A 13,573-nucleotide genomic window follows, 5' to 3' on the forward strand; every position below is an offset into this window, starting at 1 on the left:
GTGACAGTACGGATGGACCCGCAGCGGTTCGACGAACTGGTGTCCGACGCACTCGACCTCATTCCGCCCGAACTGGCGGACGCCATGGACAACGTCGTCGTGTTAGTCGCCAATCGCCACCCCCAGCACGAAAATCTGCTCGGCCAGTACGAAGGGGTCGCGTTAACCGAGCGCGGCTCCGACTACGCCGGATCGCTGCCTGATGCCATCACGATCTACCGCGAGGCGCTGCTGGACGCCTGCGACTCTGAGGATGAGGTCGTCGACCAGGTCGCCATCACGGTGATCCATGAGGTCGCCCATCACTTCGGCATCGACGACGAGCGCTTGGACCAACTGGGCTGGGCGTGACGAACCAGCGCCCGGGCGCGGCAACCCGGATTTGTCGGCACCCGATGCTATGAACGGCCCATGAGCACGGACTGCCGCGACTGCCGGGCGGGCTTGGATCACTGCCACGGCACCGTCATTCGTCATCCCTTGGCACGGCCGGAATGCACCGAGCCGGACTGTGTCAGCCCCGAGCTGCAACCCCATATCTTCGTCCTAGACTGCAATGCCGTCAGCTGCGAATGCACTGAATCGGCCACGGCGCCCGGGTCCTTCAGATCAGCCCATCGGGTCGGTGCTTGACGTCACCGCGTGTGTGACCGGGCTGGCTGCGGCTTCAGCGGGGTCCGGACAAAACGGCGGCTTCCGGAGGCCCCACTGCACACAACTCCATCGCCCATCGGTTATCGGGGCCAGCACCACCGACTCGACGTTTTCCAAGTGGTTGTCCAACACAAAGTTGCCGTCCACCCCGGCAAGCACCGCGGCGGCCAGCCGGATCGCCGCGCTGTGGCTCACGACGACGATGTCGCCGTCCCAGTCACCGTCGTCGAGGTAACGCATGCGCAGGTCGGCGAGCACCGGCAGATAACGATCCAGGACGTCGTTGGCGGTCTCGCCACCGGGCAGCGGCACATCCAACTCCCCGCGATGCCAGCGGCTGTAGGTGGCGTTGAACTCGGCGACCGCCTCGTCGTCGTTGCGGTTTTCCAGCTCCCCTACCTGTACCTCGTGAATGCCGGCAACCTCGTGGGCCACCATGTCGAGTTCGGCAGCGACCACCGCGGCCGTCTGGTAGGCCCGGATAGCCACCGAGTGTGCGAGCAGTGCCGGCCGGCGACAACCGCTGCGCGCGAACGCCCTGGCCTGATCACGACCCAGCGGTGTCAGCGCCGTTCCCGGCGGCAGGGTATCCAACCTGCGCTCGACGTTGCCATAGGACTGGCCGTGCCGCAGCAGCACCAAACGACCGCTCATGCTTGCGCCCCCTGGTCGTCCGGGCGAACCAGGGTCTGCTCGGGTTTGCCCGCGCGGAGCCGCGCTAACCAGCGTGATGCTTCGTCTACCAGGGGCGGCTGCGCCCCTGCCGCTGGCCCCGTCGGCCAGGACCCCAGGTATCGCACATCAGCACAACGTCGGTGCACCGCCTTGAGTGCCTCGGCGACGGCCTCGTCGTCGATGTGGCCGACGCAATCCACGAAGAACAGATAGGTGCCAAGTTCGGTACGGGTGGGCCGGGATTCAATCCGAGTGAGATCGATGCCGCGGATGCCGAACTCGGCCAGCGCAGCTACCAGCGCACCGGGCTGGTTGTCGATGCGCAGCACTGCAGACGTGCGATCGGCTCCGGTGCGCGCCGGAGGCGGCCCGGGCCGACCAACCAGGACGAAGCGGGTGCGGGCATTGGATTCGTCAACGACACCGTCGGCCAGGGCCGCCAATCCCCAACGAGCGGCCGCCAGCGGCGAGGTCACCGCGGCGTCAACCAAGCCGTCAGCCACCTGCCGGGCCGCGTCCGCGTTGGAATAAGCCGGCCGCAGGTCGGCGGCGGGAAGATGGGCCGCCAACCACTGCCGCACCTGTGCAGCCGCCACCGGAAAGGCCGCCAGGGTCCGCACGTCCGCGGCGTTGCGCCCGGGTTTGACCACGATGCTGAACGTCACGTCCAGCGTTGTCTCGGCGAACACCTGCAGGCGCACACCGATGGCCAGGCTATCCAAAGTAGGCAGCACGGAACCGTCGATCGAGTTCTCGATCGGCACGCACGCATAATCCGCACCGCCGTCGCGGACCGCAGCCAGTGCTGCGGGCGCGCTCTCGACCGGCATCCGCTGCAGTGCATCGGGCCCGGTCTCGGGAACTAGGCCGGCGGCCACCATCCGGACCAGGGCTGCCTCGGTGAATGTCCCTTCCGGACCGAGGTAAGCGATACGCACCACGCTCACAACCCTAACGACGCAAAGCCGACCGCCAACTCTTGCGACCAGACCGTGCATTAGTTAACTTAGGCTTACCTAAACACAGGAGGTCGTGGATGCCGCCGCTCACCAGTCTCGCGCCGACTACTGCCGAGCGAATTCGCAGCGCCTGCGCGCGGGCCGGGGGCGCCTTGCTGGTGGTTGAGCGGGAGGATCCGGTCCCCGTGCCCATACACCATTTGTTGTACGACGGGTCCTTCGCCGTGGCGGTTCCGGTCGATCGTGGCGAGGTGTCCGGTTCGCAAGCGCTGCTGGAGTTGACTGACTATGCGCCGCTGCCGGTGCGTGAACCCGTCCGTTCGCTGGTGTGGATCCGCGGCTGCCTCCACCAGATCCCGCCCGCAGAGCTGGTTGAGACCCTGGACCTGATCGCCACCGATAATCCGAATCCGGCCCTGCTACAAGTCGAGACCCCGAGGTCCGGGCCGGCCGATGCGGCGGAGACCCGGTATACCATGCAGCGGCTGGAGATCGAATCCGTAGTGGTGACCGACGCCACCGGCGCCGAACCCGTTACCGTGGCGGACCTGCTCGCGGCCCGACCCGATCCGTTTTGTGAAATCGAATCAACCTTGCTCTGGCACCTAGCCACCGCCCATGACGATGTGGTCGCGCGGCTGGTATCCAGGCTGCCGGCACCGCTACGACGCGGACAGATCCGCCCCCTCGGTCTCGATCGGTACGGCGTCCGGTTTCGCATTGAAGCTCGCGACGGAGACCGCGACATCCGACTGCCGTTCCATAAGCCGGTGGACGACATGACCGGGCTAAGCCAGGCCATCCGGGTGCTCATGGGTTGCCCGTTCCGCAACGGGCTGCGCGCCCGCAGGTAGCAGGCACAGCCGCCGCTCGGCCGCGTTGGCCGGCTGCATCCAAAGGTTCAGCCACGTACGTTGTCTAGGTCCGGGGTTGGCATCCGACAACCCGACGACACTGATATCGATCCCGCGTGACTCTTATGTACCGATCCCTGGCCACGGCCGGGACAAAATCAACGCCGCGTTCGCGCTGGGCGGGGGGCGGCTGCTGACCCAAACGGTCGAGTTGGCTACTGGCCTGCACCTGGATCACTATGCCGAGGTCGGATTCAGCGAGTTCGCCGACCTCGTCGACGCCTTCGATCCGTTGGCCGGCGTCGATCTACCGGCAGGCTGCCAAACACTTGACGGACGTGCAGCGCTGGGCTACGTCCGGACTCGGGCCACACCACGGGCCGATCTAGAGGGCTCCGACGTGCCGGTGCCAGCCGCCGCGTTCGAAACACAGCCCTAACGACACGCTGCCGAATATGACCCGTGTCGGAAATTAGGGCGACAAGAGTAATGCGGCTCAACATAGCCTTGCTTTACTTAGGCAAACCTGCCTTCAACCAGGAGGTTATTATCATCCTGTGGTAACTAGGAAAGCCTTTCCTGAGTAAGTATTGCCTTCGTTGCATACCGCCCTTTACCTGCGTTAATCTGCATTTTATGACAGAATACGAAGGGCCTAAGACAAAATTCCACGCGTTAATGCAGGAACAGATTCATAACGAATTCACAGCGGCACAACAATATGTCGCGATCGCGGTTTATTTCGACAGCGAAGACCTGCCGCAGTTGGCGAAGCATTTTTACAGCCAAGCGGTCGAGGAACGAAACCATGCAATGATGCTCGTGCAACACCTGCTCGACCGCGACCTTCGTGTCGAAATTCCCGGCGTAGACACGGTGCGAAACCAGTTCGACAGACCCCGCGAGGCACTGGCGCTGGCGCTCGATCAGGAACGCACAGTCACCGACCAGGTCGGTCGGCTGACAGCGGTGGCCCGCGACGAGGGCGATTTCCTCGGCGAGCAGTTCATGCAGTGGTTCTTGCAGGAACAGATCGAAGAGGTGGCCTTGATGGCAACCCTGGTGCGGGTTGCCGATCGGGCCGGGGCCAACCTGTTCGAGCTGGAGAACTTCGTCGCACGTGAAGTGGATGTGGCGCCGGCCGCATCAGGCGCCCCGCACGCTGCCGGGGGCCGCCTCTAGATCCCTGGCGGGGATCAGCGAGTGGTCCCGTTCGCCCGCCCGTCTTCCAGCCAGGCCTTGGTGCGGCCGGGGTGGTGAGTACCAATCCAGGCCACCCCGACCTCCCGGCAAAAGTCGATATCCTCGTACTCATCGACGTTCCAGCAGTACACCGCCCGGCCCTGAGCTGCCGAGCGGTCAACGAGTTGCGGATATTCCTTTAACGCAGGCAGTGAGGGTCCCACGGCGGTTGCCCCGACCGCCGTGGCCGCACTGCTGGTCAGGTATCGGGGGGTCTTGCCGAGCAACACCGTCGGCAGCAGCGGTGCAGCCCGCCGGATCCGCCAGACCGCGGCGGCCGAAAACGACATCACCACCGCACGGGATCGATCTGCGGAGGCGGGTGCGGCAATACCGAACCGGTGTAGCAGCGCCAGCAGCTTGTTTTCCACCAGCGAGCCGTATCGGACGGGATGCTTGGTCTCGACGAAGATCTTCACCGGCCGGTGCCAGTCCAAAACCAGCGAAACAAGCGCGTCCAGGGTCACCAGACTGGTGTCGCCGTGCGAACCGTCGGGGCGCCAGCTGTCGTGCCACGCGCCGTACTCCAGCTCGCGTAGCTGGGCCAGCGTCATCGTGCTGACCAAGCCGGCTCCCGTCGAGGTTCGGTCCAGGCGGCGGTCATGCACACAGACCAGATGCCCGTCCCGGGTCAACCGCACATCACATTCCACGCCGTCGGCGCCCTCTTTGAGCGCCAGGTCGTAGGCGGCAAGGGTATGCTCCGGCCGAGCCGCCGACGCACCACGGTGAGCAACCACAAAGGGATGTCCGGCGAGCACCTCGTCGGCCCATGTCATGTCCACTATGCTGCCGGTTCCTGCCCGTCCAACTCAACCGCAACAGAAGATGCCGGCGCGGAACGCCCGTCTGTGTTCACCACCACCCAGCGATGCGCTGGGCGTTCGACCGGCTTTTGCTCGAACCCCTCGAAGACCCGCGCAGCAGCGGCCACCGCGGCCGCCGCACACAGATACGCCAGCACCATCATGGTGGTGTTGTTGGCGATGCCCTGAGCGTCGGTGACCCAGCTGGTGGCGAACGCGAACATCGATATCGCGTTGCTGACGATCCACACGATCCACCACACCACGATCGGCCTGCGCAGCCGCGTGTAGCGGTCCTCGACCAGCGCCAACTCGATGACGTACAGCGGAGCCCACAGCAGATTGACCATCGGCAATAGGCAGCCGGCCCATAACTCACGGGCGGAACGCCGCTCCGGCAAGCCTTGATGCATAAACGCGGCGGCCCGACGGGCGACCAGCCACCGGACCAACAGGACAATGGTAGTGCCGGCCGCCGCAATCGCCGCCAAGCTGACCAAAACCCCCAGCCAGACCGAGGCGCTGGCCACCACCGAGTTCAACAATGTGTTTCGGTTGATGACCAGCAACACATACCGCACCACAAACACCACGACCGCGATGCTGAACACCAGCAGGCTCACCAACAGCGTGGTGCGCACCGCCGCCGGCGATGGCCCTGCTTTCGCCGAGGCCGGCACGGGAGCCTGGTCGACATGGTCGGTTAGCCCCCACCGCGGTATCCCGGCGTAGCGGGGAGTAGGCCCACGTAACCGTGGGCCGTGCCGTGGCGGCGGTGCCGCCCCGGGTCGCACCGCTATCCACCGAAAACCTGGGGGAAGCCGCGGCGGTGTGCGCCGCGTGTCGGAGGCCGTCGGCACCTGCGGGCGCGCCGGTGTACGCCAGCGCGCCTCGGCCGGCATATCCGCCAACGGCGCCAGCAACATCCCCCGACAGCGTGGACACCACACGCGTTGCCGCTCACGGACGTTCCAGCGAGTTCCGCACTGGGAGCACACTTGGATCACCAGACCAGCCTAGTGACTTCTCCGCCCCGCACCGGTACGGCATTGTCCGCGCCGTCAACAGGCGTTGAGGCAGGCTTCCGCGCTGGATTGGGCGCGCCCGGTCGCGGCACGTCCAGCACGACACAGCTACCTACGACTATCCACAGTTTCCACAGCTTTATCCACAGCGGTAAGAATCCGACGAATGGCGTTAACACCGGCTCCATCCGTCAGCCAGGCCCACAACTGTGGATAACAGCGCCCGTCAATGCGTTCTCATCGACAGCCTGGCAGGTACCCGAGCGAAATGGATTGTCGCACTAAGCATCCACATCTGCCCCGGCTGCACCTAGCAGCCTGCCCGCCCGGGCCCGGCCTGCTCCTGCGATCGTCAAACCACACATTTCGCGGCGCTGCCGGCGCAGTATCCGGACGTCTTGTGGCGCTGCGAGGTACCAATTTTTCCCCACCATTCACCAGGAGTTATTATCGCGTGCACGACACTTCGTTGTGACTTACCTCACCGTCGTGAGGTGAGCATGCAGGTGAAAGGCGACTGATGGCCACACACTCGTACGGCCCAGGGTCTACAACGCCGCCGAACTCTGGCTCGCCGGAGTGGAACCACGCCTACGGCATTGCCGCTTTGCGGGCCGCCCTGATCGCTCTGGCGTTACTGGCGATTCTGGCCGTCATCGCTTTGGTTTGAGTCCCCGGCCACTCGGGTGGCACCGAGTCGGTCCGGACGCCCTGGTCAGAACCGGTTCTCGGATTTGGGTAACCCCCCTTGTGTCACTGCCGTTTCGGTGGTCACAGCACGGCAATTGTTGTGGGTGGCCTTTCATAGAACTGCGACATGGATTACCGCGGTCGTGAGGAAATCGTCGAGGCTGGTTGCACCCCCACGGAGCCAGCCAGAAATTCTGTAGATCAGAGTTGGCTTGATTATGAATCATGCTCTAGCACAGGGCAACTCGTGAGTGTGTTGAACACTACCGTCCTGTTCTGCGTTCCGGCACTCGAATAACCTCCCGTCCCACTCGAAATATTGCGCAGCCTAAGATAAATCAGCTTCATAGCCGAATCCTTGCCTGGCAAAAGGACCGCGGTTATTGATTAACTTGCGCAGCTCGATCGGATAGTCCAGGAATGGCACGAATTCCGGCTACGCATGCGCCCAGACAAAATTCCTTGAGCGCGAGCTCGGCGGCCTCCACGGTGACGGCGCCATGAATCCCGGCATCGACGAGACGCCCCGGGCTGTCTTGGATCGGCCGGCCCGAGGCGTCTTTGCGCCCGTCAAGGTCCACCCTGATAGCCAAATGCGCCAGCTGGCGGCAACCACCCCGTTGTCTTCGATCCGCAGCCGTAAACCGTCGTTCGTCGGCGCCCGTCGCCCAACGTGAACTGAGGGCGGAGAATCGGCCGGAATCTCGCCCTCAGTTCACGCTCGGCGCCGTTTGGCCTCACCCAGTCAATGTGATCTGTGCGGGCGGGCGTTGGCGCGTAGCGAACCCCAGTGGCGCCGGCCCGCCAAGCACGCCCCGGCGCGGCCAGCTCATCAGCGGCTACGCAAGCGCAACGGCGCCCGCGATGGGCTGTGGAAGAACCCGGAGGATCTCACCGAACACCAGAATGCCAAGCTGTCGCGCTCATCTACTCAAAGAAGGCCTACGGCACCTGTTTTCGGTCAAAGGCGAAGAGAGTAAGCAGGCACTGGACCGGTTGATCTTCTAGGCGCGGCCCCGAGTGAGCATACTTTGGTGGCTTGTATCTCTTGTAGTGCCGCTTTGACGGGGTGGTGGTCAGGTACGGTGGCCTCGGGAGAGGCTGGAGGGCTCGACGTTTGGGCTGAGTGTCTGGGCCCGTGAAAGAGATCGTCTGCTCCAGCTTTGTCTCCTGAACTGACCCGGTTTAGGGAATTGGTGGCCAGGTTGCGGAAGTGCGCAGCATCGACGTGTACCTGGGTGAGGCATCGAATCATCGACAAGCACCGGAGCCGCGCGTGAACTCCCGCCGCGTTGTGGTCGGGGATGATGTGGGAGACCGGCCGGCAGTGCTGTGTACGAAGGTTCTCCCACCGCAACGAGTTCACGCACGACGGTCGGCTGGGTGGGCCCTGGAATGCGTGAACTCTTCATCAACACAACATGATTGACGATGAAGGGGAGAACCTCCATGCACAACAACGCTAACCCGTGACTGCCGAGAATCCAGGACGGAGCAGGCGGACGCTGGTCGGAATCGACGCGGCGATCACGGCCTGTCACCACATCGCGATCCGCGATGATGTCGGTGCGAGGTCGATTCGATTCAGTGTCGAACCCACGCTGGCCGGACTGCGCACCCTCACCGACAAGCTCAGCGGTTACGACGATATCGACGCCACCGTGGAACCGACCTCGATGACGTGGCTGCCGCTCACGATCGCTGTCGAGAATGCCGGTGACACCATGCACATGGCCGGCGCGCGGCATTGCGCCCGGCTGCGGGGTGCGATCGTGGGCAAGAGCAAGTCCGACGTCATCGACGCCGAGGTTCTCACCCGCGCCAGCGAGGTGTTCGACCTGACGCCGCTGACACTGCCGACGCCCGCGCAGTTGGCGTTACGTCGATCGGTGATCCGACGTGCCGGCGCAGTGATTGACGCGAACCGGTCCTGGCGTCGGTTGATGTCGTTGGCGCGGTAGGCGTTCCCCGATGTGTGGACCGCGTTCGCCGGGTCGTTACCGACCGCGACAGCGGTGCTGGGGCGTTGGCCCGACATCCGCTTGCTGGCCGGCGCACCGACCCGCAACTGGCGGCGTTCTACCACCGGCTGATGACCACCCAGAGGCATTGCCACACCCAGGCCACCATCGCCGTAGCCCGCAAGCTGGCCGAACGCACCCGGGTGACGATCACCACCGGCCGCCCCTACCAGCTGCGCGACACCAACGGCGACCCTGTCACCGCCCGCGGCGCGAAAGAACTGATCGACGCCCACTACCACGTCGACACCAGGACCCACCCACACAACCGCGCCCACACTGACACCATGCAGAACTCGAAACCGGCACGCTGAACACCACTGTCGGCAGGGGATCCGGTTGCACACGCAACGGTCACTTGAGGCGATCGTCTCCATTCCTGGCTCCTTGCCGCCCATTGTTGTCGGCGAGCAAGGAGTCACAGTGGAGTCCCCGCAGCGTAGCGAGGAAAACCGACCTTGACGCCCGACGAGCGGCAACGAGAACCGGCAACGAGGAATGGTCTTCGACAAGCCCACCGTGAGTTGTCTATCGGTTTCTCATTTTCAGCGTCTTTTCAGAGTCGCGCAACACAATCCGATGCCCGTCGAGATCCGTCGCGACTACACACACACCCAGCATCTCGACCATCGCGACTCCGGCCGACGACGGCTAACGAGCAGCTTCGCCCCACCCGCCCCCGCAGCAACAACACAACGGCACGGCAGCAGCTGATCACTGCCCAAAACACGCACCCACATCAGATGCAGAACCCCTTGACAACCAATAGGGAATCTCTTCACGAATGAGGGGGCAGTTGGGGTTTGAATCCGCCGGTTTCCAGTAGGTATCTGTCGGCTTAGTTGGTGAGATTGCGAAAGCCGAGGGTCGATCCCCGGAGGTGCTCGACGCGGCCGCTGATCGCTTCGGTCGGCGGGTTGACCGTGGTCACTGTTTTGGGCGTCGATCCACTGCGGGAATTCCCACTACCACGTCCGGCCGGATCACCGGCGACTCGCGGTGCACGGCCCGCTCCAGCACCTCCTTGGTCAATTCGTTAGCCGTCCCCGCCAACTGCCCAGCCGTCGACTTCTTCTTGCCCACCCACCCCATAGACCTTCGCCACACAGCGCCTTCCGTCCACCCAACAGCGGTCCGATGACGGACCCCCGACGGGGACTTCAGCGACCAGGAACGCGCCCATAGACGTGGTATCAGCCTGGGGGCGTCCTGGTAGCCTATGCCGTCCGCCCTGGGGCATCGACCCCAAGGTCGTTGTTGCGACGCGAGCGGTCATGGAGCAGGGTTGACTTGTCAAGCTAGAGCCAGCCCATCGCGTGGGAGGCACCCGCGCGAAAAGAAACATCGGACGATCATTTCATCGAAGGAAGGAATGCCGTGGCCGAATACACCTTGCCAGACCTGGACTGGGACTACGGAGCACTGGAACCGCACATCTCGGGTCAGATCAACGAGCTTCACCACAGCAAGCACCACGCCACCTACGTAAAGGGCGCCAATGACGCCGTCGCCAAACTCGAAGAGGCGCGCGCCAAGGAAGATCACTCAGCGATCTTGCTGAACGAAAAGAATCTAGCTTTCAACCTCGCCGGCCACGTCAATCACACCATCTGGTGGAAGAACCTGTCGCCTAACGGTGGTGACAAGCCCACCGGCGAACTCGCCGCAGCCATCGCCGACGCGTTCGGTTCGTTCGACAAGTTCCGTGCGCAGTTCCACGCGGCCGCTACCACCGTGCAGGGGTCGGGCTGGGCGGCACTGGGCTGGGACACACTCGGCAACAAGCTGCTGATATTCCAGGTTTACGACCACCAGACGAACTTCCCGCTAGGCATTGTTCCGCTGCTGCTGCTCGACATGTGGGAACACGCCTTCTACCTGCAGTACAAGAACGTCAAAGTCGACTTTGCCAAGGCGTTTTGGAACGTCGTGAACTGGGCCGATGTGCAGTCACGGTATGCGGCCGCGACCTCGCAGACCAAGGGGTTGATATTCGGCTGACCCCGCTGCCGCAAGCGTCGGGCTCAGTATTCCGGAGTCGCGCATCACCATCGCCCTTATCCTGGCCTTATATTGCAGCTTTGTGAACACGGCCGCGGTGGCCGTGTCGAGTTGCAGGGCGCGTAAACCACGCGCATGCTTGGTTACTCGAGCTACCATTTATTTCGAGCTACCAGCGTGGTTAGGACGGAGGCGTCGCGGAGGGGCGAGATGGGTACCGGGTCAGGTGGGCCTATTGGGGTTTCTCCCTTCCATTCGCGTGGTGCCCTGAAAGGGTTCGTGATCTCTGGACGTTGGCCTGATTCGACCAAAGAGTGGGCCCAGCTGCTGATGGTCGCAGTTCGGGTCGCGTCGTTGCCCGGCTTGCTCTCCACCACAACGGTGTTTGGTGCCCGCGAAGAGTTGCCCGACGAACCCGAGCCGGGGACCGTCGGTCTGGTGCTGGCCGAGGGCACCGTCTTCGGTGAATCAGCAATTCAGCCAGGATATTTCGCTGATCATCAACCCCCTGCATTGCTGATGCTGCATCCACCCTCGGAGACCACGCCGTCGCTGCCGGAATGCACCGGGGCGGCGTCAGGGTGCGTGCTGCTGCCGGGATTACCGTATCTGGGATTGGAACATCGTGCGGCTTGGGTGGAGGCTGAAGCCGACGGCACCATCACATCTATGGTGAGCCGGGTGGGCGTCGACCCGATAAGCCATCCCGACACCGCAATTCTGGCAATGCTGCTTGCAGCATAAGGAAATTCGAAGGAGTCTGTTCGGGCGGCGAATCGCCAAATACGGGTGGCCGAACTTGTCCGACATCCTGGTGCACACCAAATATGACCGCTAGCCTGGGGACGTTAGCGAAGGGGAGTAGTCCCGAATCGTCGAGTCGACATACTGGCGAAAAGCCCGGCTGGCGAACCGTTTGATACCAACGGTGGGCGAGACCTTCGACCGATGTTCGATGACCGACTGGTCGTCGACAACGCGTCGAAAGGTCGCCTGCCATGCTCGCCGCCACACTGCTAAGTCTGGGAGCCGTTTTCCTTGCTGAGCTCGGCGACAGATCCCAGCTCATCACGATGACCTACACACTTCGCTACCGCTGGTGGGTGGTGCTGACCGGGGTGGCGATCGCAGCGTTCACGGTGCACGGGGTAGCGGTGGCGATCGGCCACTTTTTGGGCTCGACCGTGCCGGCCCGGCCGGCCGCCTGCGTATCGGCGATCGCATTCCTGATCTTTGCCGTGTGGGTCTGGCGGGAGGACACGGCCAGCGACAGCGAAACCTCGCCAACCGCTGCCGAACCCCGACTCGCGCTGTTCACCGTGGTCTCGTCGTTCGCACTGGCTGAGCTGGGTGACAAGACAACGTTGGCGACGGTGACCTTGGCCAGCGATCACCACTGGGCCGGCGTATGGATCGGCACCACCCTGGGCATGATCCTGGCCGACGGCCTGGCGATCGGCGCAGGGCTGCTGCTGCACCGGCGCCTTCCGGAGCGGTTGCTGCAGGTCCTGACTGGCCTGCTGTTCCTGCTGTTCGGACTGTGGTTGCTGTTCGACGACGCGTTGGGCTTCAGATCGGTTGCCATCGCCGTGACAGCGGCGGTGGTGCTGGCCGCGGCAACTACGGCGGTATCGGTGCGGGTGGCGCAAACTCGTCGGCGGCGGCCAACCGCTGCTGCAACACCAGAAGATGACTCGACACGCCCCGAGCGGTCGTCGGTCGCGCCGGGCCATCCCGGGAGCATCTTGCTACCGCTTCCGGAAGTGTCTTTGCGGGGGCGCCGACCGCCCTCAGGGTCGCCTGACGAGCGCTGTGCGGACCCAGGCAGCAAAGGAGGCTCTCGGCGAATCTCCGTTGGCTGCTGGTTGCCCGGAGTCGGCCGCATCCGCCCGACACGGTCATCCTGATCTGCTCGCCGAACACGTGGGCGACGGACCAACGCGCGTGTTTTCATCGGATATTCTGCGGATAACCCGTGAAATCCGTTCGTCGTGTGGACACATCACCGAATCGGTTGGACCCTCATCGGGGGGGTCTTCGTTGACCCCTCACAACGTCAGCACCCAATCCGCTCAGGTTTGCACTTGGTTGTGGACACAACTGTCGCTACCATGATCAGCAAATACATACAGATAACCGTTTGCTCTTGGAGCCCGGTGGAGGTCACATCGATGAGCACGACGTTCGCTGCCCGCCTGAACCGCCTGTTCGACACGGTTTATCCGCCCGGACGCGGGCCACATACCTCCGCGGAGGTGATCGCGGCGCTCAAGGCAGAGGGCATCACGATGTCGGCTCCCTACCTATCACAGCTACGCTCAGGAAACCGTACGAACCCATCGGGGGCGACCATGGCCGCCCTGGCCAACTTCTTCCGCATCAAGGCGGCCTACTTCACCGACGACGAGTACTACGAAAAGCTCGACAAGGAATTGCAGTGGCTGTGCACGATGCGCGACGACGGCGTGCGCCGGATCGCGCAGCGGGCCCACGGGTTGCCCTCCGCGGCGCAGCAGAAGGTGTTGGACCGGATCGACGAGCTGCGGCGTGCCGAAGGGATCGACGCTTAGTCCCTGATACCGACCGCCCGCTCCACCCGACCTGGCGGGTTGGGGTTGGTCTGCCCCGATTAGGGTTGCCCCAGCG

General features: G+C 63.7%; 15 protein-coding genes and 3 pseudogenes. 13 read left to right on the top strand and 5 right to left on the bottom strand.

Annotated elements, in window-relative coordinates; all coding sequences use genetic code 11:
* Positions 1 to 415: pseudogene (locus FF952_RS20190) on the top strand (metallopeptidase family protein).
* On the top strand, positions 412 to 633 hold the full coding sequence (locus FF952_RS20195) for a hypothetical protein (protein WP_003912385.1): 222 nt from the start codon (positions 412 to 414) through the stop codon (positions 631 to 633). Before FF952_RS20190 ends, FF952_RS20195 begins: the two are co-directional and overlap by 4 nt.
* Here FF952_RS20195 and FF952_RS20200 read toward each other — a convergent pair.
* Both FF952_RS20200 and pheA read right to left on the bottom strand, forming a co-directional pair.
* Positions 610 to 1,308, bottom strand: coding sequence for a histidine phosphatase family protein (locus tag FF952_RS20200; RefSeq protein WP_003899720.1), 699 nt, complete (start codon positions 1,306 to 1,308; stop codon positions 610 to 612). The two genes, FF952_RS20195 and FF952_RS20200, sit on opposite strands and share 24 nt — an antisense overlap.
* The gene (pheA, locus tag FF952_RS20205) at positions 1,305 to 2,270 is read right to left on the bottom strand and encodes a prephenate dehydratase (RefSeq protein WP_003420906.1); all 966 of its coding nucleotides are present in this window, start codon (positions 2,268 to 2,270) and stop codon (positions 1,305 to 1,307) included. Before pheA ends, FF952_RS20200 begins: the two co-directional genes overlap by 4 nt.
* A gap of 95 nt (positions 2,271 to 2,365) precedes the next feature.
* Here pheA and FF952_RS20210 point away from each other — a divergent pair, with 95 nt between their 5' ends.
* The 3 genes and pseudogenes from FF952_RS20210 (at position 2,366) to bfrB (ending at position 4,324) form a co-directional block, all read left to right on the top strand.
* A complete protein-coding gene (locus tag FF952_RS20210; protein ID WP_003420910.1) occupies positions 2,366 to 3,142 on the top strand; it encodes a DUF2470 domain-containing protein in 777 nt (258 codons plus the stop codon).
* Positions 3,143 to 3,212: 70 nt separating this feature from the next.
* Positions 3,213 to 3,533 (top strand): annotated as a pseudogene (locus FF952_RS20215) (LCP family protein); the annotation flags it as partial.
* 245 nt (positions 3,534 to 3,778) lie between these two features.
* A complete protein-coding gene (bfrB, locus tag FF952_RS20220) occupies positions 3,779 to 4,324 on the top strand; it encodes a ferritin BfrB (RefSeq protein ID WP_003420920.1) in 546 nt (181 codons plus the stop codon).
* A 14-nt stretch (positions 4,325 to 4,338) separates the two neighbouring features.
* Here the strand turns inward: bfrB and FF952_RS20225 are convergent, their stop codons facing one another.
* Together FF952_RS20225 and FF952_RS20230 are read right to left on the bottom strand one after the other, a co-directional pair.
* Positions 4,339 to 5,163 carry a glycerophosphodiester phosphodiesterase gene (locus tag FF952_RS20225; RefSeq protein ID WP_003905172.1) on the bottom strand — a complete coding sequence of 275 codons (825 nt, stop codon included), beginning with the start codon at positions 5,161 to 5,163 and terminating at the stop codon, positions 4,339 to 4,341.
* A 5-nt stretch (positions 5,164 to 5,168) separates the two neighbouring features.
* Positions 5,169 to 6,197: a DUF4328 domain-containing protein gene (locus tag FF952_RS20230; RefSeq protein ID WP_003909098.1), complete on the bottom strand. Its 1,029-nt coding sequence runs from the start codon at positions 6,195 to 6,197 to the stop codon at positions 5,169 to 5,171.
* 538 nt (positions 6,198 to 6,735) lie between these two features.
* Here FF952_RS20230 and FF952_RS20235 point away from each other — a divergent pair.
* From FF952_RS20235 to FF952_RS20250, 4 genes and pseudogenes are all read left to right on the top strand, one after another.
* Positions 6,736 to 6,885, top strand: coding sequence for a hypothetical protein (locus FF952_RS20235; RefSeq protein WP_003420934.1), 150 nt, complete (start codon positions 6,736 to 6,738; stop codon positions 6,883 to 6,885).
* A gap of 784 nt (positions 6,886 to 7,669) precedes the next feature.
* Positions 7,670 to 7,907: pseudogene (locus tag FF952_RS20240) on the top strand (ISL3 family transposase); the annotation flags it as partial.
* A gap of 467 nt (positions 7,908 to 8,374) precedes the next feature.
* The gene (locus FF952_RS20245; RefSeq protein ID WP_003422266.1) at positions 8,375 to 8,866 is read left to right on the top strand and encodes an IS110 family transposase; all 492 of its coding nucleotides are present in this window, start codon (positions 8,375 to 8,377) and stop codon (positions 8,864 to 8,866) included.
* Between the two features lie 14 nt (positions 8,867 to 8,880).
* Positions 8,881 to 9,240 carry a hypothetical protein gene (locus FF952_RS20250; protein ID WP_003900767.1) on the top strand — a complete coding sequence of 120 codons (360 nt, stop codon included), beginning with the start codon at positions 8,881 to 8,883 and terminating at the stop codon, positions 9,238 to 9,240.
* A gap of 613 nt (positions 9,241 to 9,853) precedes the next feature.
* Here FF952_RS20250 and FF952_RS20255 read toward each other — a convergent pair.
* A complete protein-coding gene (locus tag FF952_RS20255) occupies positions 9,854 to 10,018 on the bottom strand; it encodes a hypothetical protein (protein WP_003399671.1) in 165 nt (54 codons plus the stop codon).
* 285 nt (positions 10,019 to 10,303) lie between these two features.
* Here FF952_RS20255 and FF952_RS20260 point away from each other — a divergent pair, with 285 nt between their 5' ends.
* The 4 genes from FF952_RS20260 (at position 10,304) to espR (ending at position 13,497) form a co-directional block, all read left to right on the top strand.
* On the top strand, positions 10,304 to 10,927 hold the full coding sequence (locus FF952_RS20260; protein ID WP_003399735.1) for a superoxide dismutase: 624 nt from the start codon (positions 10,304 to 10,306) through the stop codon (positions 10,925 to 10,927).
* 210 nt (positions 10,928 to 11,137) lie between these two features.
* On the top strand, positions 11,138 to 11,671 hold the full coding sequence (locus FF952_RS20265; protein ID WP_003899730.1) for a hypothetical protein: 534 nt from the start codon (positions 11,138 to 11,140) through the stop codon (positions 11,669 to 11,671).
* A 254-nt stretch (positions 11,672 to 11,925) separates the two neighbouring features.
* On the top strand, positions 11,926 to 12,834 hold the full coding sequence (locus tag FF952_RS20270) for a TMEM165/GDT1 family protein (RefSeq protein WP_003399745.1): 909 nt from the start codon (positions 11,926 to 11,928) through the stop codon (positions 12,832 to 12,834).
* A gap of 264 nt (positions 12,835 to 13,098) precedes the next feature.
* Complete coding sequence (gene espR, locus FF952_RS20275; RefSeq protein WP_003399759.1) at positions 13,099 to 13,497, top strand: type VII secretion system ESX-1 transcriptional regulator EspR; 399 nt, start codon at positions 13,099 to 13,101, stop codon at positions 13,495 to 13,497.
* The last annotated feature ends 76 nt before the right edge of the window (positions 13,498 to 13,573 follow it).

It is taken from the genome of Mycobacterium tuberculosis complex sp. N0072, from assembly GCF_030323725.1.
GTDB lineage: Bacteria > Actinomycetota > Actinomycetes > Mycobacteriales > Mycobacteriaceae > Mycobacterium > Mycobacterium tuberculosis.

Excerpts from the sequence above, each read along its gene's own strand:
- FF952_RS20225 (WP_003905172.1), bottom strand. The coding sequence starts at position 5,163 with ATGACATGGGCCGACGAGGTGCTCGCCGGACATCCCTTTGTGGTTGCT.
- bfrB (WP_003420920.1), top strand. The coding sequence starts at position 3,779 with ATGACAGAATACGAAGGGCCTAAGACAAAATTCCACGCGTTAATGCAG.
- FF952_RS20195 (WP_003912385.1), top strand. The coding sequence starts at position 412 with ATGAGCACGGACTGCCGCGACTGCCGGGCGGGCTTGGATCACTGCCAC.
- FF952_RS20200 (WP_003899720.1), bottom strand. The coding sequence starts at position 1,308 with ATGAGCGGTCGTTTGGTGCTGCTGCGGCACGGCCAGTCCTATGGCAAC.
- FF952_RS20255 (WP_003399671.1), bottom strand. The coding sequence starts at position 10,018 with ATGGGGTGGGTGGGCAAGAAGAAGTCGACGGCTGGGCAGTTGGCGGGG.
- espR (WP_003399759.1), top strand. The coding sequence starts at position 13,099 with ATGAGCACGACGTTCGCTGCCCGCCTGAACCGCCTGTTCGACACGGTT.
- FF952_RS20265 (WP_003899730.1), top strand. The coding sequence starts at position 11,138 with ATGGGTACCGGGTCAGGTGGGCCTATTGGGGTTTCTCCCTTCCATTCG.
- FF952_RS20270 (WP_003399745.1), top strand. The coding sequence starts at position 11,926 with ATGCTCGCCGCCACACTGCTAAGTCTGGGAGCCGTTTTCCTTGCTGAG.
- FF952_RS20235 (WP_003420934.1), top strand. The coding sequence starts at position 6,736 with ATGGCCACACACTCGTACGGCCCAGGGTCTACAACGCCGCCGAACTCT.
- FF952_RS20210 (WP_003420910.1), top strand. The coding sequence starts at position 2,366 with ATGCCGCCGCTCACCAGTCTCGCGCCGACTACTGCCGAGCGAATTCGC.